This window comes from Streptomyces sp. NPDC026538, from assembly GCF_055567535.1.
Map to the genome: position 1 here is coordinate 167,657 of NZ_JBVHQG010000008.1, position 22,575 is coordinate 190,231.

Annotated in this window: 23 protein-coding genes and 2 pseudogenes; 11 read left to right on the forward strand and 14 right to left on the reverse strand. The window is 72.6% G+C overall.

The features are described 5' to 3' along the window. Window positions 1–7 precede the first annotated feature (7 nt). The gene (locus tag ACZ4N4_RS30275; RefSeq protein WP_467594668.1) at window positions 8–1,483 is read right to left on the reverse strand and encodes an MFS transporter; all 1,476 of its coding nucleotides are present in this window, start codon (window positions 1,481–1,483) and stop codon (window positions 8–10) included. 86 nt (window positions 1,484–1,569) lie between these two features. On the opposite strand from ACZ4N4_RS30275, the gene ACZ4N4_RS30280 reads away from it, so the two are divergent. Further along, window positions 1,570–1,962 (forward strand): MarR family winged helix-turn-helix transcriptional regulator, encoded by a 393-nt coding sequence (locus tag ACZ4N4_RS30280; RefSeq protein WP_450764056.1) that lies wholly within the window; start codon window positions 1,570–1,572, stop codon window positions 1,960–1,962. Window positions 1,963–1,971: 9 nt separating this feature from the next. Here the strand turns inward: ACZ4N4_RS30280 and ACZ4N4_RS30285 are convergent, their stop codons facing one another. The 3 genes and pseudogenes from ACZ4N4_RS30285 to ACZ4N4_RS30295 form a co-directional block, all read right to left on the reverse strand. Next, window positions 1,972–2,706 carry a maleylpyruvate isomerase family mycothiol-dependent enzyme gene (locus tag ACZ4N4_RS30285; protein ID WP_453564137.1) on the reverse strand — a complete coding sequence of 245 codons (735 nt, stop codon included), beginning with the start codon at window positions 2,704–2,706 and terminating at the stop codon, window positions 1,972–1,974. Window positions 2,707–2,852: 146 nt separating this feature from the next. Continuing rightward, window positions 2,853–3,557: a lysostaphin resistance A-like protein gene (locus ACZ4N4_RS30290; RefSeq protein WP_467594671.1), complete on the reverse strand. Its 705-nt coding sequence runs from the start codon at window positions 3,555–3,557 to the stop codon at window positions 2,853–2,855. Window positions 3,558–3,580: 23 nt separating this feature from the next. After that, a pseudogene (locus ACZ4N4_RS30295) lies at window positions 3,581–4,081 on the reverse strand (arginine deiminase family protein); the annotation flags it as partial. A 358-nt stretch (window positions 4,082–4,439) separates the two neighbouring features. Here ACZ4N4_RS30295 and ACZ4N4_RS30300 point away from each other — a divergent pair. After that, a complete protein-coding gene (locus tag ACZ4N4_RS30300; RefSeq protein WP_467594674.1) occupies window positions 4,440–6,164 on the forward strand; it encodes an alpha/beta hydrolase in 1,725 nt (574 codons plus the stop codon). A gap of 101 nt (window positions 6,165–6,265) precedes the next feature. Here ACZ4N4_RS30300 and ACZ4N4_RS30305 read toward each other — a convergent pair whose 3' ends face one another. Then, on the reverse strand, window positions 6,266–7,417 hold the full coding sequence (locus ACZ4N4_RS30305; RefSeq protein WP_467595151.1) for an MFS transporter: 1,152 nt from the start codon (window positions 7,415–7,417) through the stop codon (window positions 6,266–6,268). Between the two features lie 141 nt (window positions 7,418–7,558). Beyond that, window positions 7,559–8,212 (reverse strand): TetR/AcrR family transcriptional regulator, encoded by a 654-nt coding sequence (locus ACZ4N4_RS30310; protein WP_467594675.1) that lies wholly within the window; start codon window positions 8,210–8,212, stop codon window positions 7,559–7,561. 57 nt (window positions 8,213–8,269) lie between these two features. Here ACZ4N4_RS30310 and ACZ4N4_RS30315 point away from each other — a divergent pair, with 57 nt between their 5' ends. The 3 genes from ACZ4N4_RS30315 (at window position 8,270) to ACZ4N4_RS30325 (ending at window position 10,451) form a co-directional block, all read left to right on the forward strand. Beyond that, on the forward strand, window positions 8,270–8,947 hold the full coding sequence (locus ACZ4N4_RS30315) for a class II aldolase/adducin family protein (RefSeq protein ID WP_467594678.1): 678 nt from the start codon (window positions 8,270–8,272) through the stop codon (window positions 8,945–8,947). Then, window positions 8,944–9,873: a carbohydrate kinase family protein gene (locus tag ACZ4N4_RS30320; protein WP_467594681.1), complete on the forward strand. Its 930-nt coding sequence runs from the start codon at window positions 8,944–8,946 to the stop codon at window positions 9,871–9,873. The genes ACZ4N4_RS30315 and ACZ4N4_RS30320 overlap by 4 nt, the downstream gene beginning before the upstream one ends. A 182-nt stretch (window positions 9,874–10,055) precedes the next feature. Then, window positions 10,056–10,451, forward strand: a complete 396-nt coding sequence (locus ACZ4N4_RS30325; RefSeq protein WP_467594684.1) for a luciferase domain-containing protein — start codon at window positions 10,056–10,058, stop codon at window positions 10,449–10,451. 69 nt (window positions 10,452–10,520) lie between these two features. Here ACZ4N4_RS30325 and ACZ4N4_RS30330 read toward each other — a convergent pair whose 3' ends face one another. Then, window positions 10,521–11,300, reverse strand: coding sequence for a DeoR/GlpR family DNA-binding transcription regulator (locus ACZ4N4_RS30330; RefSeq protein ID WP_453564151.1), 780 nt, complete (start codon window positions 11,298–11,300; stop codon window positions 10,521–10,523). A gap of 123 nt (window positions 11,301–11,423) precedes the next feature. Between ACZ4N4_RS30330 and ACZ4N4_RS30335 the strand changes: the two genes are divergently transcribed. After that, window positions 11,424–12,317: an SIS domain-containing protein gene (locus tag ACZ4N4_RS30335; RefSeq protein ID WP_467594686.1), complete on the forward strand. Its 894-nt coding sequence runs from the start codon at window positions 11,424–11,426 to the stop codon at window positions 12,315–12,317. A gap of 2 nt (window positions 12,318–12,319) precedes the next feature. Continuing rightward, complete coding sequence (locus tag ACZ4N4_RS30340) at window positions 12,320–13,180, forward strand: class II fructose-bisphosphate aldolase (protein ID WP_467594689.1); 861 nt, start codon at window positions 12,320–12,322, stop codon at window positions 13,178–13,180. Here ACZ4N4_RS30340 and ACZ4N4_RS30345 read toward each other — a convergent pair. After that, window positions 13,167–14,297, reverse strand: coding sequence for a methyltransferase (locus ACZ4N4_RS30345; RefSeq protein WP_467594691.1), 1,131 nt, complete (start codon window positions 14,295–14,297; stop codon window positions 13,167–13,169). The genes ACZ4N4_RS30340 and ACZ4N4_RS30345 overlap by 14 nt on opposite strands. Window positions 14,298–14,364: 67 nt before the next feature. Here ACZ4N4_RS30345 and ACZ4N4_RS30350 point away from each other — a divergent pair, with 67 nt between their 5' ends. Further along, a complete protein-coding gene (locus ACZ4N4_RS30350; RefSeq protein ID WP_467594693.1) occupies window positions 14,365–15,030 on the forward strand; it encodes an alpha-ketoglutarate-dependent dioxygenase AlkB family protein in 666 nt (221 codons plus the stop codon). A 121-nt stretch (window positions 15,031–15,151) separates the two neighbouring features. After that, the gene (locus ACZ4N4_RS30355) at window positions 15,152–16,387 is read left to right on the forward strand and encodes an ROK family protein (protein ID WP_467594695.1); all 1,236 of its coding nucleotides are present in this window, start codon (window positions 15,152–15,154) and stop codon (window positions 16,385–16,387) included. A gap of 99 nt (window positions 16,388–16,486) precedes the next feature. Here ACZ4N4_RS30355 and ACZ4N4_RS30360 read toward each other — a convergent pair whose 3' ends face one another. The 3 genes from ACZ4N4_RS30360 to ACZ4N4_RS30370 form a co-directional block, all read right to left on the reverse strand. Then, entirely contained in the window at window positions 16,487–17,395 is a 909-nt protein-coding gene (locus ACZ4N4_RS30360; protein ID WP_467594699.1) for a phosphotriesterase family protein, read from the reverse strand. Further along, window positions 17,392–17,976 (reverse strand): DUF4865 family protein, encoded by a 585-nt coding sequence (locus ACZ4N4_RS30365; RefSeq protein WP_467594701.1) that lies wholly within the window; start codon window positions 17,974–17,976, stop codon window positions 17,392–17,394. The genes ACZ4N4_RS30360 and ACZ4N4_RS30365 overlap by 4 nt, the downstream gene beginning before the upstream one ends. Before the next feature lie 62 nt (window positions 17,977–18,038). Further along, on the reverse strand, window positions 18,039–18,608 hold the full coding sequence (locus ACZ4N4_RS30370; RefSeq protein WP_467594704.1) for a TetR/AcrR family transcriptional regulator: 570 nt from the start codon (window positions 18,606–18,608) through the stop codon (window positions 18,039–18,041). Window positions 18,609–18,770: 162 nt separating this feature from the next. On the opposite strand from ACZ4N4_RS30370, the gene ACZ4N4_RS30375 reads away from it, so the two are divergent. Further along, window positions 18,771–19,061 (forward strand): SHOCT domain-containing protein, encoded by a 291-nt coding sequence (locus ACZ4N4_RS30375; RefSeq protein WP_453564171.1) that lies wholly within the window; start codon window positions 18,771–18,773, stop codon window positions 19,059–19,061. A 414-nt stretch (window positions 19,062–19,475) separates the two neighbouring features. Here the strand turns inward: ACZ4N4_RS30375 and ACZ4N4_RS30380 are convergent. Beyond that, window positions 19,476–19,991, reverse strand: a pseudogene (locus ACZ4N4_RS30380) (ATP-binding protein); the annotation flags it as partial. Window positions 19,992–20,173: 182 nt separating this feature from the next. Then, window positions 20,174–20,497 (reverse strand): hypothetical protein, encoded by a 324-nt coding sequence (locus ACZ4N4_RS30385; RefSeq protein WP_352222870.1) that lies wholly within the window; start codon window positions 20,495–20,497, stop codon window positions 20,174–20,176. A gap of 352 nt (window positions 20,498–20,849) precedes the next feature. Between ACZ4N4_RS30385 and ACZ4N4_RS30390 the strand changes: the two genes are divergently transcribed. Then, window positions 20,850–21,974 carry a PLP-dependent cysteine synthase family protein gene (locus ACZ4N4_RS30390; RefSeq protein WP_467594708.1) on the forward strand — a complete coding sequence of 375 codons (1,125 nt, stop codon included), beginning with the start codon at window positions 20,850–20,852 and terminating at the stop codon, window positions 21,972–21,974. A 118-nt stretch (window positions 21,975–22,092) separates the two neighbouring features. Here the strand turns inward: ACZ4N4_RS30390 and ACZ4N4_RS30395 are convergent, their stop codons facing one another. After that, window positions 22,093–22,551, reverse strand: a complete 459-nt coding sequence (locus tag ACZ4N4_RS30395; protein ID WP_453564177.1) for an SRPBCC family protein — start codon at window positions 22,549–22,551, stop codon at window positions 22,093–22,095. Between the last annotated feature and the right edge of the window lie 24 nt (window positions 22,552–22,575).

A 22,575-nucleotide genomic window follows, 5' to 3' on the forward strand; every position in this document is an offset into this window, starting at 1 on the left:
TCGCGCGTCAGTCGCGCACGGACACGCGCTCCGCCTCCAGGGTGGTGGACTTGGCGATCACCACGCTCTGCTGCGGACGCCTGGTGCGCAGCCCGGTGAGGGTGATCAGGAGCCCGGCGAGGGCCACGCCCGCGACCACCATGAAGCCGGGGCGGTAGCTGTCGAGCATCGCCTGCGGCGTCGCATGCGCCGGGGCGCCCGCCGTGACCACGGCCGTCACGACCGCCAGGAAGATCGCGCCGCCCACCTGCACCGAGGTGTTGAGGAGCCCGGAGACCATGCCCTGCTCGTGGTCGTCGACCCCGTTGGTGGCCTGGATGTTGAGCGAGGGGAAGACCAGCGCGCAGGCGGCGCCGATCAGCAGCATCGAGGGCAGGATCACCGCCGCGTACACCGGGTCCAGGTCGATGCGCAGGAACAGCGCGTAGCCGAGGACCATGAACGCGAAGCCCGCCGCGATCAGCCGTGGGGTGCCGAAGCGGTCCACGATCGCACCGACCTTGGTGGAGGACACCGCCACCAGGGCGCCCGCGGGCAGGAAGGCCAGGGCGGTGTGCAGCGCCGACCAGCCGAGCAGGGACTGCATGTACAGGGTGGTCAGGAACTGGAAGCCGACGTAGGAGCCGAAGAAGGCGACCGCGCCGAGCTGGGCGCGGACCTGGTTGCCGGAGCGCAGCACGCCGAGCCGGATGAGCGGGCCGGGGGAGCGGCGTTCGACCTGGGCGAAGACGGTCAGCAGGACGGCGACCGCGAGGAAGGACAGCAGGGTGCGGGCCGATGCCCAGCCCACCTGCGGGGCCTCCACCACGGTGAAGACCAGGAGCAGCATGGACGCGGTGCCGAGGACCGCGCCGGGGATGTCGTAGCCGTTGTGGTCGCGTTCGCGGGCGCTGCGCGGCAGCAGCTTGAGGCCGGCGACGAGCGCGATCAGGGCGATGGGGGCGGGCAGCAGCATGGTGAGGCGCCAGCTGGCCTCGGTGAGCAGGCCGGACAGCACCAGGCCCATGGAGAAACCGGTGGCCGCGCAGGTGGTGTAGATGGCGAGGGCCCGGTTGCGCAGCGGGCCCTCCGGGAACGTGGTGGTGATGATCGAGAGGCCGGCCGGCGCGGTGAAGGCCGCGCTCAGGCCCTTGATGAAGCGGCTGGCGATGAGCAGCGGGCCCGAGTCGACCAGGCCGCCGAGCAGCGAGGCGAGGGCGAAGACGCCGAGGGCCACCAGGAACACCTGGCGGCGGCCCAGCAGGTCGGCGGTACGGCCGCCGAGCAGCAGCAGGCCGCCGTAGCCCAGGATGTAGCCGCTGACGATCCATTGCAGCGTGGAGGTCGACAGCTGCAGATCGGAGCCGATCGAGGGCAGCGCGACGCCGACCATCGACACGTCCAGGGCGTCCAGGAACATCGCGGCGCAGAGCACCAGCAGGGTGCCCCAGAGGCGGGGAGTCCAGCGTCCCTCGGAGACAGGGGCGGTGAGCGGAGAGGTCATGCCCACAGACACTACATGCACATGCATCGGATGCAAGTGCATTTAATTACGATGCAACAATCCTGTTTCTCTGCTACGGTGCGGGAATGGCGGCGAAGAAGCCCGAGCAGGCGCTCGTGGAGCAGTGGCGGGACATCCTGGCCCTGCACGCGCGCACCCAGTGCGAACTCGACCGCGCCCTGCACGGCCACGGCCTGTGCGCCAGTGACTTCGAGGTCCTCGACCTGCTCTCCGACGGTTCGGCGGCTGACGGCGGCTGCAGCTACCGCGTCCAGGAGATCGCCGAGCGGGTGCACCTGAGCCAGAGCGCGCTGTCCCGGCTGGTCGCCCGGCTCGAGAAGGACGGCCTGGTCGAGCGGGCCATGTGCCCGGAGGACCGGCGGGGCGTGCGGGTGGCGCTCACCGGCAAGGGGCGCGCGCTGCACGGCGAGGTGCTGCCGGTGCAGCGCGCGGTGCTCACCCGGATGCTGGCCGGCTAGAGCCGGCGGTCAGATCCCGGACCGGGTCCGCCACAGGTCGGCCAGTTCCGGGTCGCCGATCACCTTCGGCACCGGTACCCGGTTCCACAGTGCCAGGTACAACTCGTCGGCGGGGCCGGAGAGTTCGGCCGTCGCGCCAGGGAGCGCGCCGGGTTCCGTGACGGGCGGCTCCGCCGACAGCCTCACGGTCCAGGCCGCGTCCCGGTCCGCGGCGCGCACCTGGAGCACCCGCGGGTACTCGGAACGGAGCCGGCTGCGGGAGCGGGCGTGGAAGCCGCGCAGCAGTTCGTCGATACCGTCCACCGCGAAGTCCGTGGCGATCGGGGAGACCGGCCCGCCCCGGGCGGCCTCGGCGTCGTACCGGTGCACGGTCGTCTCGTGGGCCTGGCGGCGCAGCCAGAAGGTGAGTGGTGAGGGGACGGGGGCCGGATGGAAGGTCCAGCACGTCACGTTCCGCGGTGCGCCGGCCAGGGTGTCGACGAGGATGCGGTGGCCGTCCCGGAACCAGGTGGTCAACTCGGTGCCGTCGAGGTCGGGCGGGTCCGGGATGGGCCGGGGTCCGGGGTGGGCGTCGGCGACTACCCCGGCGGCCCACCGGTGGATGGTGCCCGTGTGCCGCAGCAGGTCGCGCACCTGCCAGTCCGGGCAGGTCGGCACCTCGGCGTCGAGGCCCGCCACCACGGCGGCCGCGGCCAGCGACCTGCCCTCCCGGTCCAGGATCTGAAGATACTCGGCAGTCTCCATGCCGCGAGTCTGCCCGATACGGCACGCGCCCGTACGGCGGGCCCGGTGGCACGCGCCGGCGCGGCAGGCTCCGGCGGTGTGCACCCGTGCGGCACGTACCACTGTGGCAGGCCCGGCGGTGCGTACCGTCGGCGTGGCGGCAAGCCCTAGCGCAGCAGGAACCCCACCGCGTAGCCCAGCGCGTTGACCGCCCAGTGCAGGGCCATCGGTGCCAGCAGGGAGCCGCTGCGGTCGCGCAGCCAGCACAGCAGACAGCCCGCCACGGCGGTGAACAGCACCGCCCCGATGTCCACCAGGACCGCCCCGGCGACCGACTGCCCGAAGACCGAACCCAGCGTCGGCTTGTCCTTGTTGAGGTTCAGCGAGGGCAGGATGTGCCAGAGACCGAACAGCACGGAGGACAGGACGGCGGCCGTCGTCGCCGTGCGCAGCCGGCGCAGCAGCGCGAACAGCACCCCGCGGAAGGCGATCTCCTCCAGCAGTACGGTCCCCACCGGCACCGCCACCAGCGCCTTGAAGGCGATCTGCGCCCCGTCCAGCGCATTGGTCCGCTGGTCGGTGAACAGCCCGCGGGTGACCGGGATCAGGGCCCCGCACAGATAGACCGCCGCGACGATCCCGATCAGGGCGACCGCCCAACGCACCCCGTCCGCGAGCGTGTTCCGGCCCAGTCCCAGCTCCGCCCAGCCGCCCCCGGCCCAGAACAGCAGCGCCACCAGGACCGCCGAGGCGGCGACCGCGGTCAGCAGGATCCAGGACCGTGCCCAGCGGTTGTCCAGCAGATTGGCCGCCACCAGTACGACCACCACCGCGACCAGGGCGGCCCGGGTGGGAAGCCGGGGGAGGGGCATCTCCGGGTCCGGGCCGGGGGGAGTCAGAACTCGACCGGGTCGCGCAGCAGCGGGCAGGTCCTGCAGTGCCCGCCGCCGCTTACCCGGCCCAGTTCGGCCCCGACGATGGTGATGACCTCGACGCCCGCCTTGCGCAACAGGGTGCTGGTCTGGGGGTTGCGGTCGTAGGTGAAGACCACGCCCGGCTCCAACGCGACCGCGTTGTTGCCGCTGTCCCACTGCTGCGGCTCGGAGGCGCAGACGTCACCGCCGGTCTCGACGACGCGCGGCTCCGGCAGTCCCAGCGCCTTGGCGACCACGTCGACGAACGGGGTGGTGGCCTCGTCGGTCAGCTCGATGCCGGGAGCCTTGTCGCCAGGGCGCAGCGGGAAGGTGTGCACCCCGTTCATGATCGCCGGGTAGCGGGGCACGAGGTCGCGGTCGGCGAAGGTGAACACCGTGTCGAGGTGCGTCGCGAAGCGCAGCTTGGGCATCCCGGCGACGATCACGTGCCGGGCCGCCCCCTGGTCGAACAGCACCTCGGCGGCCATCGGCGTCCACGCCAGATACGCGCCGAGCACCGAGACGATCAGCCCCACGCTGACGGTCTCCTCGGCGAACCGGCGCGGCAGCGGGAACGCACCGGCGCCGACCATCGAGCCGACCGCCATCGCGGTGAGCGTGGGCAGCGTCAGCTTGGCCGCAGGCGGCGAGGAGCGGGGACTCTCGGTCGTCTGGGCCTGTGCCATGCCCACCACGATGAGATATCCCGTACTGCTCTGCACCTTTTGCCGCCCAGGAGGGCGGGCTCGAGGGCGGGCTCGGCGACCTTCCGGATGCGGCGGCCGGTGCGGTGGCCGATCGTGGTCCCGAGGTGGCCAAGTGGGTGTTGCGGGCGATGCCGTGAATCGTACGAGGGACTGGACCCGTCGGGTGACGGAGCGGGTGCGCCGGCACGCGGGCCCCGACCGAGTGGTCCGGCGGCGGCCGTGCTGGTGCGGAATCGCCGTGGCGGTCCTGTGCTACTGCCTGTCCCTCACTCCTTCCCTGCTGCCGCGCGCCTGGTTGCTCCAGGGCCTTGTGGCCGGCGTCTCGGCGGTCGTCGGCTACGCCGTCGGCGCCGTACTGGAGACGCTCGCCCGGTCTCTGCTCCGCTGGGCGGGCTTCCGCATCCGCCCGCGGGTCCGCAGGATCGTGTGGGCGGCCCTCGGGGTCCTCGGGGCCGCCGCGGTCGTCGCCGTCACCGCCTGGAGCGTCCGCTGGGAGGGGCAGGTCCGCCGCGCGGTGACCCTGCCCCCGCAGGTGGTCTGGTGGCAGTGGGCGCTGGTCCCGGTCGTCGCCGCACTCGTCGGCACGGTGCTGCTCCTGCTCGGCCGTACGGTACGGCTCGGCACCCGCCTGGTCGCCCGCCCGCTCGGCGCGCACATCCCGCGCCCGGTCGCGTACGCCACCGGGGTCGCCCTCGTCGCGTTCGTGATCGTCGGCATCGTCCAGGGATTCCTGCTGCGCGGGGCGCTGGACGCGATCGAGAGCGCCGCGTCCCTCGCCGACCAGGGCACCGCCGAGGGCGTCCACCAGCCCGGCCTGCCCACCCTCTCCGGCACCCCCCGGTCCGCCGCCCACTGGGACACTCTCGGTGCCAGGGGCCGCGACTTCGTCGGTACGGCCACCACCCGCGCCGACATCACCGCCTTCACCGGCCGTCCGGCCAAGGACCCGGTACGCGTCTACGTCGGCCTGCGCACCGCCGACACCCTCGACGAACGCGCGGCCCTCGCCGTGCGCGAACTCGAACGCACCGGCGGCTTCTCCCGGAAGATCCTCGCGGTGATGGGCACCACCGGCACCGGCTGGATCAACGACCAGGGCAGCAAACCCCTGGAGTACATGTGGGGCGGCGACACCGCCGAGGTCGCGATGCAGTACTCCTACCTGCCCAGCTGGGTCTCCGCGCTCACCGAGGACGAGGCCGCCGACACCGGGCGCGCCCTCTTCGACGCCGTCTACGCCAAGTGGCAGACCCTCCCGGCCGACTCCCGCCCCCGCCTCCTCGTCTACGGCGAGAGCCTCGGCTCCTTCTCCATGGAGTCCGCCCTCGACGGCTCCCTGTCCACGCTCACCTCGGAGACCGGCGGCGCGCTGTTCGTCGGGCCGACCTACGACAATCCGCTGTGGAAGAAGGTCACCGCGCAGCGACAGCCGGGCAGCCCCGAGTGGCGGCCGGTGGTCGACGACGGTGCGCATGTGCGCTTCGCGCAGGTGCCGAAGGACTACGGCATCCCGCTCGCGCCCTGGGGAGAGCCCCGCGCGGTCTACCTCCAGAACGGCTCCGACCCCGTCGTCTGGTGGTCACCCGCCCTCGCCTTCCACCAGCCGGACTGGCTGGACCGCCCGCGCGCCCGGGACGTCTCACCGGCGATGCGCTGGCACCCGCTGCTCACGTTCTGGCAGGTGGCCTGCGATCTGGCCGGCGCGGACAGCGTGCCGGACGGCTACGGGCACCGGTACGGCACCATGCCGACGAGCGCGTGGGCCGAGATCACGCGGCCACCGGGCTGGACGGCCGCCGACACGGCGCGACTCTCCGGCCTGCTGGAGTCGGTACGGGAGCCGGGGCTGCTGGACTGACGGGGCCGCCGCAGGACTGAGAGACGAGGGTCCCGTACGGCGGCGCATCCCGTGCAGCCCCACATCCTGGGTCCGTCACCCGGGTCCGTCACCTGCGTCCGTCACCTTGTCGTCACGCCTATGAGGGTGGCTGCCCCCGCCAGCACCGCCACGCTCGTCAACGCAGTCGACAGGGATGTCCACTCCGCCATGAACCCGATCGCCGGCGGCCCCAGCAGCATGCCGCCGTAACCGAACGTGGATGCCGTGGCCACGCCGGACGGGCCCGCCAGGGCGCCCGCTCGCTCCACGGCCACGGGGAAGAGGTTGGCCAGGCCCAGTCCTGTGACGGCGAAGCCGATCAGCGTCGCCCACACCGAGGGCGCGAGCGAGCCGAGGAGCATGCCCGCCGCGGCCGTGCTGCCGCCGAAGACCACCGTGCGGGACCTGCCGAGCCGCTCCAGCAGCCGCGTTCCGCTCGCGCGGCCGACCGTCATGGCCAGGGCGAAACACGTGTAACCAGCCGCCGCGAGACCCGGCGAGGCATCCAGGTCCTGGCGCAGATGCAGCGCGCCCCAGTCGGCCATCGCGCCCTCGCCGTACGCCGTGCACAGCGCGATCAGGCCGAAGACGACGACCAGCCGGCGCGTGCGCGGGTTCAGGCGGCGCGGGGCGGTGAAGGAGTGCTCCGCGGCGTGCGGGACCGGCGCCTCGCAGCGCAGCAGGGCACGGCCGGCGACAGCGGTGACCAGCAGGCCGATCACGCTGAGGCCGAGCAGGTGCCGGGTGGGCGAGAGGTCCCCGGCGACCAGGCCGCCCAGCCCCGCGCCGGTCATGCCGCCCAGGCTGAAGGCCGCGTGGAAGCTCGGCATGATCGGGCGCCCCAGGGCGGCGACCAGGTCGACCGCCGCGCTGTTGAAGGCGACGTTCAGCCCTCCGTAGGCGGCACCGAAGACCAGCAGGACGAGGCCCAGGGCCAGTGCCGAGTGGGTGAGCGGAGGCAGGGCGACGCTCAGCGACAGCAGCACGCCGCACACCACGGTCACCGGGTGGCTGCCGTAGCGGCGGCAGAGGCGGCCGGTGACCATCATCGTGACGACGGCTCCGGCGGAGACGCCGAGGAGGGCCAGGCCGAGGGTGCCGGCCGAGGCGCCGGTCTGGTGCTTGATGGCGGGGATGCGGACGACCCAGCCGGCGAAGACGAAGCCGTCGAGGGCGAAGAAGGCCGTGAGGATGACGCGGAGCCGGAAGAGACGGTCGTCGGTGCCCGGCACGTCGTTGTGGGTTCGGGCTTTGTTTATTTGCGGCACAAAATCAGGCTAGGTGGGGTGCCGTCCTGGGGCAAGGCCGTCGGCGGGCGGGTCTGCCCCCAGGGTGCCCGTGTTCAGGTGGGCGATCGCGGTCGCGGTGGACGCTCAGGTGTCCCGTGGCTCCGCGCGCCCCACGATGACCGAGAGATAGCCGCGGAGTATGACCTTCGCCTCGTCGAGGAGGGCCGTGTCGCCCTCGGGGTCACGGCGGAAGGCCTCCTGGGCGAGGGCGTCGGCGACGAGGACGGCGGCGTGGCAGGCCCGGCCGAGCGCCTCCGTGTCGCCGACGATCCCGAGCGCGAGCAGTGTCCGGCGCACCCCGTCGGCCATACGGCGCTTGTGCTCGCGGTCCGCCTCCCGGGCCCGGTCGGTCAGTCCGCTGCCGAACCACAGGGCCCGGAAGCCGTGTTCGGCACGGTAGAGCGCGGCGAAGCCGTCGATGAGCACCCCCACGGGGTCGTCCCAGTGCTCGGTGCCCGCGGCGCGGACGAGATCGTCCATCGCCCCTTCCAGCCGGGAGAAGTACGTCGCCGCGAGCGCGTCGATGATCGCGTCCCGGTCGGGCAGGTACTGGTACAGCGAGCCGACCGACACCTTGGCCGCCGCCGCCACCCGGGTCGTGGTCAGCGCCGCCACTCCCTCGGCGACCAGAACCCGCTCCGCGGCCTCCAGTACTCGCGCCAACCGGGCTTTGCTGCGGGCCTGTTGGGGAGTTCTGCGCAGGGCGGCCCCGGTCGCCTCGGCGGTCGGCTCGCTCACTCACGGCTCCTGAATCTGAACGTGACTTTGTTTCAGGTTTACGTTACCGTCGCGGCCATGACGGTCTCAAGCTCCGCGCTGATCCAGGAGCGGGTAGCGGTGGCGGACGCCTGCAGTCGTCTGGGGGCGGCGGGCCTGCTCTTCGGCACGACGGGAAACGTCAGCGTGCGGGCGGGGGACCTGATCGCGGTCACCGCGACCGGGGCGGTGCTCGCCCGACTCACCGCCGACCAGGTGACGGTGGTCGACCTCGACGGAAAGGTCGTCGCCGGGTTCCTGCAGCCGACCTCCGAACTCGACCTGCATCTGGGGGCCTACCGGCGTTACGGCGCCGGTGCGGTCGTCCACACCCACGCACCGGTGGCCACCGCCCTCTCCTGCGTGCTCGACGAACTGCCGTGCATCCACTACCAGTTGCTCGCCCTCGGCGGCACCGTGCGGGTGGCGCCGTACGCCACCTTCGGCACCCCGGAACTCGCCGAGTCGGTACTCACCGCGCTCCACGGCCGCAGCGCCGCGCTGCTGGCCGGCCACGGGGCGGTCACCGTCGGCCCGACCCTCGACAAGGCCGTCGAGAACGCCCTGTTGCTCGAATGGGCCTGCGACGTCTACCAGCGTGCGGCGGCGATCGGAACGCCCCGCGTCCTCGACGAGCAGCAGCAACTCGCGGTGATCGAGGCTGCGATCGCCCGGGACTACGGCACCACCCGATCCCTGCGGAAGGGCAGGCCATGAGGGTCATCACGATGGGCGTGCACGTGCTGGACGTGCTGGTGCGGCCGGTGGTCGCGATACCCGAGGGGCAAGGCACCACGCTGGTCGAGGACATCAGGGTGACGGCCGCCGGGACCGCCGGCGGCACGGCGCTCACCCTGGCCAAGCTCGGCGCCACCGTGCAGAGCGCCGGGGCCGTCGGCACCGACGCGACCGGCGACCTGCTCGTACAGCTGCTGGCCAGGGCCGGAATCGACACCGGGTTCCTCGTCCGCCGTACCGACAGCGCCACTTCGGCCAGCGTGCTGCCCATCCGTCCCGACGGCGAGCGGCCCTCCCTCCATCTGCTCGGCGCCAACATCACCTACGGCGTCGACGACGTGCCCTGGGACGCCCTTGCCGAGGCCGGCCATCTCCACCTCGGCGGACCGGAGTTGATCGGCGTCGAGGCCGCCACGCGCATCCTGCGTTTCGCCAGGGAGCACGGGGTGACGACCTCCGTGGACCTGCTCGCGCCCGGTGTGCTCGGCAGCTTCGAGCAGATCGCCGCGGCACTGCCCTACGTCGACCACCTCCTCCCCAACGACGACCAGGTGCTGGGCTTCTCCGGCGAGGACGACCTGGTGGCCGGCGCGAGGAAGCTGGTCGGCGCCGGGGCCGGACTCGTCGCGGTCACCCGCGGCGGTGACGGCGCCCTGCTGGTCAACGCCGGGGGCACCGAGGCCGTCCCGGCCTTCGAGGTCGACGTCGTGGACACCACCGGCTGCGGCGACGCCTTCTCCGCCGGATTCGTCTACGGCATGGGGCTGGGCCGCGGCCCACAGGAGTCCGCGGTGCTCGGCAACGCCGTGGCGGCCCTCGTCGCCCAGGGCCTCGGCAGCGACCACGGGGACTTCGACCTCGCGGCCGCCGACGCGTTCGCGGCCACCGGTGCCAGACGTGCGTAAAACGTGACGTTCGCCACGCGAGTCCCGGACGTCCGAGAGATACCTTCCGTCCCTCGAACCGCTGAAATCCTGCGGATATTCACTCACCTCGGGCATCTGTGTTCGGACGGAGTCCGGCAACAGCACGGTTAATAACTGCTCGCTGGTTGGTTACCGGAGAGTGAGCGGTCCATGATGGCCCCATGACGTTGGCCTCGCGCGCGCTGGCGCAACTGGCGACCTGGCCCCACCTGACCCAGGCGGTACCCAGCTGTGGTCTTGGTCAGGCCGTGAGTTCGTCGCAGGGCGAGATCGCGCACTTCCACTCGGAGCGCGATGTGGACCTGCGTCTCACCACCCATGCCATCCGGCACTTCGCCAAGGACCTCAGGAGCACGGGGGCGATCCGCATCGTCCCGGGCTCGCAGTGGGTGACCATACGACTCGACGCCGCGAGCGACGTCGATCTGCTGCTGACCTTGGTGAGCGTCGCCCTCCAGGCCCACCAGAGCTGGCCCGACCCGGCCGACCGGCCCGTGTTCGGCTGCAACGACCAGCGGGGCACGGGCTTCGTCAGCGCGGACATCAGCGGTATCTGACTCGGCGCGGATGCCGGGGTGTCCGGCCTGGCGCGGACACGCCGGTGTCCGACGGGTTCCGCGGCCGGGTCACACGGCCATGACCCGGATCCCCGCCTCCTCGAACCGACTTACCGTCTCCGGCGCCGCCGCCGTGTCCGTCACCAGCGTGTCCACCAGCTCCGCCGCGCAGATCCGGGCGAAGGCCCGGCCGCCCAGCTTGCTGGAGTCGGCGGCGACGACCACACGGGCGGCACGCTCGCACAGCAGGCGGTTGATCGCGGCCTCCGCCTCGTCATGGGCCGCGGCACCGTGCACGACGTCGAAGGCGACCACCCCGAGCACCGCCACATCGAGGGTGATCTGACCCAGCACGCCGTCCGCGAGCGGCCCGATGAGCTCGTACGACTGCGGGCGTGCCACCCCGCCCGTCACCACGATCTTGAACTGGGGCCGTACGGCCAGCTCGTTGGCGATGTTGAGCGCGTTGGTGACGACGGTCAGGGCCGGCGTGCCGGTGGCGAGGTCGCCGCGCACGGCGAGGGCGCGGGCCACCTCCGTGGTGGTCGTACCGCCGGTCAGCCCCACCGCCTCGCCCGGTGCGACCAGTTCCGCCACCGCCCTGGCGATCCGCTGCTTCTCCGAAGCCCGCCGGGCGGTCTTGTAGCGCAACGGCAGTTCGTACGACACCCCGTGCACCACCGCCCCGCCCCGGGTGCGCACCAGCATCTGCTGCTCGGCGAGCTGGTCGAGGTCCCGGCGGATGGTCGCCGCCGACACCGCCAGCTCCGCCGCCGCCTCCTCGACCTCCAGACGGCCGCGCTCGACGAGCAGCTCGAGCAGCGCCTTCCAGCGGGCGTCGCGCGACATCAACCGCCTCCGTTCCTCGATCTCCCCGCGACCCTAACCCACCCCGTCCCCGTCGGAATGCTTGATTGTGCGCGAAAGTTGCCTCTATCTTGCAAGAACAATCAAATCTGGGGAGGGTGCGGCATGACCCATGTCGAGGACGAGCTGTACAGCCAGCCCGAGTGCTGGATACGGGCCGCTGAAGAGGCCGGGCTGCACGCGGGGGCGCTGCCGGCGGCGGGGGAGCGGGTCGCCATCGTCGGATGCGGCACCTCGTACTTCATGGCCCAGGCGGCGGCGGTACTGCGGGAGTCCGCGGGGCAGGGCGAGACGGACGCGTTCGCCGCCTCGGAGTTCCCGCACGGACGCTCCTACGACCGGGTGCTCGCCCTGACCCGGTCCGGAACCACCACCGAAGTGCTCGACCTGCTCGGGCAGTTGAAGGGGCGCGTGCGCACCTCGGCGATCACCGCCGACCCCGGCACCCCGGTGCGGCGGGCCGCCGACGACCTTGTCGTCCTGGACTTCGCGGACGAACGCTCCGTCGTCCAGACCCGGTTCGCGACCACCGCCCTCACCCTCCTGCGCACCCATCTCGGCCTGCACACCGACGCGGTGGTCGCCGACGCCCGCACCGCGCTCTCGGCCCCCCTGCCGTCAGGCCTGGTCGAGTCCACGCAGTTTACCTTCCTGGGGCAAGGCTGGACGGTCGGACTGGCCGGCGAGGCCGGGCTGAAGTTGCGCGAGGCCGCGCTGGCCTGGACCGAGGCCTACCCGGCGATGGAGTACCGGCACGGCCCGATCAGCATCACCACCCGCTCCACGGCCACCTGGATGCTCGGCCCGGCGCCCGCCGGACTCGCCGAACAGGTCCGCGCCACCGGGGCCCTGTGGATCGAGGGCGCCCTCGACCCGCTCGCCGAACTCGTCCGCGCGCAGCGCCTCGCGGTCGCCCTCGCCGCCGTCCGGGGCCTCGACCCCGACCAGCCTCGCCACCTCACCCGCTCGGTGATCCTCGCCCCGTCCGGGGAGGCGTGACCGTGCCGCTGGCAGCCACCGGTGAGCTGCTGACCCGGGCCGCCGAGGCCCGGTCCGCCGTCGCCGCGTTCAACGTCATCACCCTGGAGCACGTGGAGGCCGTCGTCACCGGCGCCGAGGCGTCCGGCTCACCCGTGGTCATCCAAGTCAGCGAGAACGCCGTCAAGTTCCGCTACGGACGGCTGCTCCCGCTCGCCCGCGCCGCCACCGCGGCCGCCGAACGGGCCCGCGTGCCCGTCGCGTTGCACCTCGACCACGTCCAGAGCGACGAACTGCTCCGGCAGGCGCCCGCGGCCGGCTTCAGCTCGGTGATGTACGACGCCTCCAGGCTGCCGTATGCCGAGAACCTCGCCGCGACCGCGACGGCTGTCGACTGGGCCCACACCCAAGGGCTCTGGATCGAGGCTGAGTTGGGCGAGGTCGGCGGCAAGGACGGCCGCCCGCCGGTGGACGCGCACGCGCCCGGTGCCCGCACCGATCCCGAGGAGGCACGGGCCTTCGTCGCCGGCACCGGGGTAGACGCGCTGGCCGTGGCGATCGGCAGCGCGCACGCCATGACCACCCGCACCGCGGCCCTCGACCACGACCTCCTCGCACGCCTGTCCGCCGCCGTGCCCGTACCGCTGGTCCTGCACGGCTCCTCCGGAGTCCCGGACGACGGCCTGGTCGCCGCGGTCGCCGGTGGTATCGCCAAGGTCAACGTCGGCACGGCGCTCAACATGGCGATGACCGCCGCGATCCGCGGCTTCCTCGCGGACCACCCCGAGGCGGTCGACTCCCGCAAGTACCTCAGCGTGGGCAGGGACGCGATGGCCCGGGAGGTCACACGGATCATCGGAGTCCTGCGGACTATCCCCGCCTGACCGCCTTCAGCACGACGAATTTCGGGTCACTGGCGACCAGTTGGCTGTTGCCGAACAGCTTGCGCAGTTTCACGTGGTAGCCCAGATGCCGGTTGCCGACCACCCACAGCTCGCCGCCCGGTCGCAGCGCCCGCTTCGCCCCGGTGAACATCCGCCACGCCGTGGCGTCGGTGGTCGCCTGGTGGGAGTGGAACGGCGGGTTGTTCAGCACCGTGTCCACGCTGCCGGCCGCGACCCCGGCCAGCCCGTCCCCGACCCGGAACTCGGCATGGCCGGGCACGCCGTTGGCCTTGTAGGTGGCCTCCGCCGAGGCCACCGCCTGGAACGACTCGTCGACGAACAGCACCTCGGCCGTCGGATCGGCCAGTGCCACCGCCGTACCGACCACCCCGTTGCCGCACCCCAGGTCCACGATCCGGCGCCCGCCCTCGGGCAGATGACGGAGGAAGAACCGGGTACCGATGTCGAGCCGGTCGGCGCAGAAGACACCCGCGTGGTTGACGACCGTACGCCCCGATACCGCGCCGACGCCGTCCGGGAGCTCGTAGCTGTACGGCCACGGGTTCACCGGCCGCCCAAGCGAGGGGTTTGGGGCGCAGTGGATCAGCCGGGCCTTCTGCTCGGCCAGCGAGGTACGGGTCGGGCCGAGGATCCGCTCGAACAGCCGCAGCGTCGAGGTATGGATCTCCTTCACCATGCCGGTGCCGATCACCACCGTGTCCGCGTGCACGGCGGGCGCCAGCCTGAGCAACTGGTCCTCCAGCAGCGCCAGGCTCTTCGGCACCCGCACCAGCAGCACGTCCACCCGCTCCGGCGGCGGGTCCTGGGTGGTGAGCAACCGCACCGTACCCGGCTCGACACCCGCGCGCGCCAGGTTCGCCCGGGTCGCCTCCTGGCTCAGGTACGAGTCGGTGATCTGCGTCGGCCGGTGCTCGGCCAGCGCCGTGACCAGCGCGCCCCAGCGGTCGCCGAGGACCACGACCGTGCCGGACAGCCCGGTCCGTTCCTCGGCCAGATGCCTCAGCAGATACGCGTCGGAGGCGTCCCAGGCACGCAGCCGGTCGCTCGGATCCTGGGGGAAACGGGACAGCTCGTACTCGCCCCACGCAGTCGTCATACGGTCGCTCATCGTGCGTCCAGGCTAGCGGAGCCGCAGCTCAGACCTGGTCGGGCAGGATGGGGGCATGGAGGACGAACTGTTCCCGAGGGTGTGCGCCCAGGTCGCGCCGGGCGCCGTGCACGTCCCCGACTGGCTGAGCGCGCCGCGCCAGCGTGAGCTGCTGGCCGCCTGCCGGGAGTGGGCCCGGCCACCCGCCGGACTGCGCACGGTGCGCACGCCGCAGGGCGGCACCATGACCGCGCGCCAGGTCTGCCTGGGCTGGCACTGGTACCCGTACGCCTACGCCCGCAGCGTCGTCGACGGCGATCACAGCCCCGTGAAGCCGTTCCCGGCCTGGCTCGACGAACTGGGCCGCCGCGCGGTGACCGACGCGCTGGGCCCGCAGGCGGTGGGCGGATTGTCGTACGACATCGGACTGATCAATTTCTACGACGCCGACGCCAGGATGGGCATGCACCGGGACGCCGACGAGAGGTCGAACGCACCGGTGGTGTCACTGAGCCTGGGGGACACCTGCGTGTTCCGCTTCGGGAACACCGAGACCAGGACGAAGCCGTACACGGACGTGGAACTCCGCTCGGGCGACCTGTTCGTGTTCGGGGGCGAGTCGCGGCTCGCCTATCACGGGGTACCCAGGGTGTACCCGGGCACGGGCCCGGCGGAGCTGGGCCTGACCGGCCGTCTGAACGTCACGCTGCGGGTGAGCGGCTTCGACGCGCCCGGGCTGTAGCGCCCCTTCGGGGGCGCGAGGCTGTATCGACATGCGGCTGCCGCCGCGTGGGCGCGACCAGCCCCAACGGCGCCGCACCTTCGATACGGCCCCTCGTGCGGATCATGGCAGACTCCCTCTCATGAGCGGCAAGGCGGCCCCCGGCCCGACGGGGAACGGAACCTCGAAACCCCGGTTGGACCGAGGACGCGGCGCACTCGGCCCCGCGCTGGAACTCGTGCACACCGGCCGCGCCCCCACCCGCGCCGTGCTCACCGCCGAACTCGGCGTCACCCGGGCCACGGCCGGCGCCGTCGCCGCCGAACTGGAGGCGCTCGGCCTGATCAGGGTCGACGCGCACCCGGGCGCCGCGGCCGGCTCGCAGGGCCGCCCCTCGCACCGCCTGGAAGTCGCCGAACAGGGCCCCGTCGCGCTCGCCGCGCAAGTCCACGCCGACGGTTTCCGCGCCGCGCTGGTCGGCCTGGGCGGCCGGATCGTCGCCACCGCACCCGGCTGCGAGACCGTCGACGCCGACCCGGCGAAGGTGCTCGGCTCGGTGGTGGAGGCGGGCGCCGACCTGCTCCGCACCACCGGCCTGCGCTGCGTCGGCGCCGGTCTCGCCGTGCCGTCCGCCGTCGCCGAACCGGAGGGCCTCGCCCTCAACCCCCTCCACCTGGCCTGGCCGGTGGGCGCGCCGGTGCGCCGGATCTTCGCGGAGTGCGTGCGCGCGGCAGGGATCACCGGCCCGGCCTTCGCGGGCAACGACGTGAACCTGGCCGCGCTCGCCGAGCACCGGCACGGCGCGGGCCGGGGCGCCCGCGATCTGCTGTGCGTGGCCACCGGGCACCGGGGCGTCGGCGGCGCGCTGGTCCTCGACGGCCGTCTGCACACGGGGAGTTCGGGACTGGCCCTGGAGGTCGGCCACCTCACCGTCAACCCCGAGGGCCGGCCCTGCCACTGCGGCAGCCGGGGCTGTCTGGACGTCGAGGCGGATCCGCTGGCGCTGCTCATCGAGGCGGGCCGCGAACCCGGCCCCGAGGTGTCGCTGCTCCGGCAGGCCGAGGACCTGGTCCGTGACCACTACGCCGACCCGACCGTGCGCAGGGCCGCCGAGGCCCTGATCGACCGCCTGGGCCTGGGCCTGGCCGGCCTGGTCAACATCCTGAACCCGGACCGCATCATCCTCGGCGGGCTGCACCGCACCCTGCTGGACGCCGACCCCGACCGGCTGCGTGCCGTCGTCGCCGACCGCAGCCTGTGGGGCCAGAGCGGTGGCGTACCGATCCTGCCGTGCACGCTGAGCCACAACAGCCTGGTCGGAGCGGCCGAGTTGGCGTGGCAGCCGGTCCTGGACGATCCGCTGCGGGCGCTGCAGTGAGGGCCCACCACTGAGCCGTGAGGCCTACCGCACCCACCCGGCCCACGAGGCCCTGTCCGCCGCCGCGAAGCCGCGGCCGCCGGTCGGCATCCCGGTGGGCTACCGCCAGTCGACGGCGAAGGCCCGGGCCGGGTTGTCGACGAGGACGCGTCGTACCTGCTCCGCACCCAGTTCCACCTCCAGCCGCGGCCGAATCCGCCGCAGCAGGTACGGCATGCCGGGGCCGCCGTCCACCGACCGCGCCTCCGCCACCACGGTGTCCCCGCCGAGCAGCAGCCGGTCCCCGAAGCCGGCCTCGGCCAGGGCCCGGACGGCCTCCGGCATCCGCCAGTCGGTGGCGTGGTTCGCGCGGGACGGCCCGTCGAAGGCCAGCCAGCAGCCGGAGGCGGCGGCCTGGCGCTGCACGGCCAGGTCGGGGGAGCGGTTGAGATGGCCGAGGATCACCCGCTCGCCGGGGACTCCCAACTCCCCGCACAGCAGGTCCAGTACGTCGAGCGCGCCGGTGCCCAGCTCCAGGTGCACGGCGATCGGCGCGCCCGTCGCGTGGTGGGCCTCGGCGGCGGCCGTCATCGTCCGGCGGGCGTGTGCGTCGACGGCGTGGAAACCGTTCGCCACCTTGATCAGACCGGCCCGCACCCCGGAAGTGCCGATGCCCTCGGTCAGCTCGGCGACGAAGACGTCGGCTAGCCGCCCGGCCAGCCCGTCGAGCAACTCCGGTGCGTAATGGGCTGCTTGGTGCAGTCCCGTCGCGCAGACCAGATGCACCCCGGTGGCACGGGACAGCGCGGGCAGGTCGGCGGCCCGCCGGCCCATCCCGTACGGCGTCCACTGCACGACGCTCGCCCCGCCGGCCGCGCGGAACGCGGCCAGCTCCGCCCGCGCGGCGGCGGCGTCGTCCAGCTCCTGCCCCGGGAGCCTTGGACTGCGGAGGAAGAGGTGGTCGTGCGCGTCGCACACACCGAGGTCCTCGGGCCGCACGTCACCGAGGACCGTACGGACGGCGCTCACCACTGGCGCCCGCGCGGCAGCCGGTCCCGGCCGGGTGCCGACACATGCAGCACCTTGAAGACGTCCCCCTCGGCCTTCGGGGCCTCGTGGGCCCAGAGCGAGAAGTGGACCAGCTCCCAGCGGGCGGTGTCCACGGCGGCCGCCGCCAGCACCGCGCCGTCTTCGCCCGCGACCCGCCGCGTCTCGCGCACCATGTCCGCCATGAGCCCGGACAGCTCGGTCCCGTCCGGCACCGGCTCCCGCCGCCGGACCGCGAAGGCCGCACCCGCGTCGGCCGCGCCGCCCTCCTCGTACGCAAGACCCGACCACTGCCGTGCCGTGGGCCGCCCGAAGTCGTTCACGAGTCCCTGGAAGGCGCCTCCCCACAGGAAGCGGTTCATGCCCTCCACGGTGTTCCACAGGTAGAAGGGCGCGTACTGGTTGACCGGCGAGCCGTGCACACCGCGCTCGCGCACCAGGTACGTCTTGAGGCCGAGGCCCTCCCAGTCGTCGAGCAGATGCCCGACGCGGGCCACCCGGTCACGGACGACGCCCATGTCGTAGTCGGCGGGCAGGGTCAGTTCGTACTGCAGGGCGTGCATCGCGGAAGCCTCTCTCCAGCGCTCGGGCGGGGGGTGGTCGGGCGGACACGTGCGCGGGTACGTCAGCTCCTCAGCAGTGACAGCAGTCCGCGCACGCCGGCGTCGAACGCGGCGGGCGAGCCGGAGGCGCGGGCGAGGACGTACCCCCCCTGCACGGTCGCGAGGACCGTCGCGGCGATCTCCTCACCGTCCACCCGCGGTCCGAACTGACCCAGCTCCTTGCCCTCTTCGACGATCCCGGCGATCAGCTCCTGGATCCGGTCGAGGGTCTCGTCGACGGGTGCCCGCAGTTCGTCGCTCGCGATGATGTCCGGGTCCATGGTCAGCCGTCCGACCGGGCAGCCGCGCAGCACGTCGCGCTCGCGCCGCAGATACGCCTCGATCCGCTCGTACGGCGTGCCCGGCCCGGTGAGCACGCCCTCCGCGGTGGCCAGCAACTCCTCGGCGGTCCGCCGGATCGCGGCCAGGGCCAGGTCCGGCTTGCCCTTGAAGTGGTGGTACATGCTGCCCTGGCCGGCGCCGGCGCGCTCCAGGATGGCCTTGGGGCTGGTGCCGACGTAACCGCGCTCCCAGAGCAGCTCACGGGTGGACTCGATCAGACGCTCCGATGTACTCACACCGTCACTGTACATACTAGTAGTTACAGTTGGCACCTGCGGGAGCAGCCCGGCCCCCGCCGAGTACTCCCCGGGGGGTACGGCGACTGCCGCCGGCCGCACGACGACCCGGACCCCTCCCGGGCGCCAGTCTCTAGGCAACACACCGAGACTTTCCGGCAAGGGAGTTGAACCGAGATGGAGACCCTGGCGAACTGGGACGGCGGGCCCGGCCCGTGGATCCTGTTCTTCCCGCTGATCTGGGCGGCCGTGGTGATCGGCGTCGTCACCGTTCTGCGCCGCACCGCGTGGCGCGGGCGCGGCAGCCCCTGGCGCCCGATGGACGCCGGGCGCCCGGCGGGCGACTCGCCGCTCGCCGTCCTCGGCCGCCGCTTCGCCTCCGGCGAGATCGACGAGGACGAGTACTGGCGGCGGCTGTCGGTTCTGGAGGAGCAGTTCGGCCGTATCGGCAAGGGCGGTGCGGCATGAGTACGACGACGGTGGTGCGGGCCCCGGACCGTGCCACGTGCCGGGCGGGCGCAAGGCGGTACCCACACCGCCGTGCGCGCCCTGGACGGTGCTGACGCGGCGTCCCCGAGTGGGACTCCGCCGCGTTCAGGGCCCGTCCGGTGCCGGCAGGTCCGCCCTGACGCACCGGGCGGTCTGCCTCGGCATCCTCACCTCGGGCGCCCGGCCGCCTCTGAGCACTGCCCGGGAAGGAAACTCACCGCCCGCTCAACTGGCGACAGCCGAGCGGGCGGGAGCGTGTGCGGTGTCCGGGGCGCCGGCGGTCGCGGGTACGACGGCGGAAGGGCCGGCGGTCGCGGGTGCGACGACGGAGGCACCGTCGGTCAGGTGTGCGGCAGCGGCGGTACCGGCGCCGACCTGTGCGGTGGCGGGGGCGCCGGCGGTCGCGTGCTCTGCGGGCCCCCCGGTGGCCACCGTTCCCGCCGCTATGACATGCCGGGGTGCCGGTTCGGCCGTAGGGGGTTGCGGTCGGGCCGCCTTCGGCGTGGCGATCGGCGCGGGCAGGGTGAACCACACGACCTTGCCGTCATCGTGCGGCCGCACCCCCCAGCTCTCGCTGACCGCGGCCACCATCGCCAGGCCGCGTCCGCAGGTGGCCATCGACGCGACGTCCGTCCCGTCCTCGACCACCGGTAGCCGCGGATCGTGGTCACGGACCGACACCGTGAGCCGGTCGAGCTGGAGCTCGATCTCCACGGTGCAGTTCTTGTCGGGCTGGGCGTGCCGGTGGACGTTGGTCAGCAACTCCGTCACACCGAGCGCGGCCCGGTCTATCAACGGATCCAGGCGCCAGTAGCGCAACTGTGCAGATACGATTCTGCGGATCTGGCCGATCCGCGAGGGCAGGGCTTGGAGCTCCACCGAGCAGTGTCTGCTTGGGTGTTCGATCACGACTGCGACTCCCCGACGTGAGGTCCGGAAGAACACGGAGAACGGATCCAGCGGGCGCCGCTGTCCAGGGGGCCGCCTGCTGTCGTGGCCGGCGGGCTGGTTCGCAGCGTTATCGCTGGTAAACCCAGAGTGACGTGAGACAAGCGTGACCCAGTGCGCACGGTCCCGCAACTCGCCGTGGTTCAGTGGTCACGCCCGGCGGCCCGCCGTACGGCCTCGATGAAGCGGCGCGCCGCGGGCGGCCCGGGCTCGCCCGGCGCCGGATCATGGTCGCCCAGTGTGAGTGAGTAGCGCTGGCCGTTGAGGTCGGCCAGGGCCCGGTCCTCCGACGCGAACCATGGCTTCGAGGCCCGTACCGCCTGCACGGGCGCGCTGTCGATCTCGCTGCCGTAGCTGGTCAGCAGCTGCAGCCTGCCATCGCTTATCCGGACCTGTCCGGCCCGGGTGAGCGAACGCAGCCGCTTGTCGATCCGCACGCCCTTCGCCGTGAACTCCGGCTCCGCCATCCTGCCCCGCCCCTTTTCGAGTACCTCGGTCACCGGCCCGCGAGCTCGCGGCTCCGGCCGGCGTGCTCCGGCTCGTGTTGTGACCAGTGTGCGCCCCCGTTCGGGACGTTCGTCCCGTCCGGTGGCAGTCTGCCCGCCCTTGACGAGGAGCACCAGTGCGCACGGGCCGCCGGGCAGGGGGCGCCCGGAGCACTCGCGACAATGCGCCCCCGAAGGATTCGAGCCACTGTTCCTCAGGGGGCCTTTGAGGCGCCCAAAGATGCGTTTATGCAGGTGAGAAGGGCTGAGAAAGGTGTTTATGATCGGTGCGTCGGCCCGGACGCCGTTCGGCGCCCAGCGTAAGGAGCCCGCCGTGAGCACCACCCCGCAGATCCGAACCGGCGCCACCCTCGACGTCGACCACAGCGACACCGAGTACCGCGACTGGCTCAAAGAAGCCGTCCGTAAAGTCCAGGCGGACGCGAACCGCTCGGCGGACACCCATCTGCTGCGGTTTCCGCTGCCCGAGGCGTGGGGCATCGACCTCTATCTCAAGGACGAGTCGACCCATCCCACAGGAAGCCTCAAGCACCGGCTGGCCCGCTCACTCTTCCTCTACGGTCTGTGCAATGGCTGGATCCGGCCGGGCCGTCCCGTGATCGAGGCGTCCAGCGGCTCGACGGCGGTCTCCGAGGCCTACTTCGCCAAGCTGATCGGCGTTCCCTTCATCGCCGTCATGCCCCGCACCACCAGCTCCGAGAAGTGCCGGCTCATCGAGTTCCACGGCGGGCAGTGCCACTTCGTGGACGACTCCCGGAAGATGTACGAGGAGTCCGCGCGCCTCGCGGTGGAGACCGGCGGACACTACATGGACCAGTTCACCTACGCAGAACGGGCCACGGACTGGCGCGGCAACAACAACATCGCCGAATCCATCTTCCGCCAGCTGGAGTTGGAGCGGTTCCCGGAGCCGGCGTGGATCGTCGCCACGGCGGGGACCGGCGGTACGTCCGCGACCCTCGCGCGCTATGTCCACTACACCCTGCGCGACACGCGGATCTGTGTCGCCGACCCCGAGAACTCCTGCTTCTTCGAGGGCTGGACCACCGGCGATCCGGACGTCACCTGCGACTGCGGGTCCCGGATCGAGGGCATCGGACGGCCGCGGATGGAACCGAGCTTCGTGCCCGGGGCCGTCGACCGGATGATGAAGGTGCCGGACGCGGCGAGCGTGGCGGCGGTGCGGGCGCTGGAGCGGGCGATCGGGCGGAAGGCGGGCGGTTCCACCGGGACCGGCCTGTGGAGCGCGCTGAAGATCGTGTCCGAGATGGTGGCGGCGGGGCGTACGGGGAGCGTGGTGACGCTGCTGTGCGATCCGGGGGACCGGTATCTCGACAAGTACTACTCGGATTCCTGGCTGGAGGAGCAGGGGCTGGACATCGCTCCCTACACGGCCGCGATCGAGACCCTGCTGACGACCGGGGTGTGGCCGCAATGACGGGGATGCCGCGGGCTGCCTGAAGCCTCGGGCCGTCCAGGGCTGGTCGCGGCCGCCCGGCGGAGCCGCAGTCCGGCACCGCCCCGCGTCCCCGAAGTCCCGCCCCCCGTCGCGGCGTTCACAGCCCGCTGTCCAAGGTGCGTATCCCTTCGCGGATCGCCCGGCCCATGCCCGGCGCCGCCAGTCGGCACATCGCCCGGAACGGCGCCGTACCGTCCAGTGCGAACGTCATCCGCACCCGCGTCCCGGTGTCGGACGGCACCAGGCGCCACTCCTCCAGCCACGCGCGCGCACCCGGTACGTTCGCCACGTCCACCCGGTAGGCGTACACCTCGGGCGCCTGCGACGCGAGCACCGTCTCCTCGAAACGCACACCGCCCCGGAGACGCACCTGACGGCCGTGCTCCGTCGGACGGGCCGACGTCACCCCGGTGAGCCACCGCGACCAGCCGGGCACGTCCTCCGCCAGGGCCCGGAAGACCGTCCGGGGCGCTGCCGTCATTTCCCGTCCGAACACGAGCCGTACGGGGGCGGTCTCGACGAAGTCGAGTCCCACCGGGCGTAGTTGGTGAGCCACCGGGCCGACCTCCTCGTGAGACGC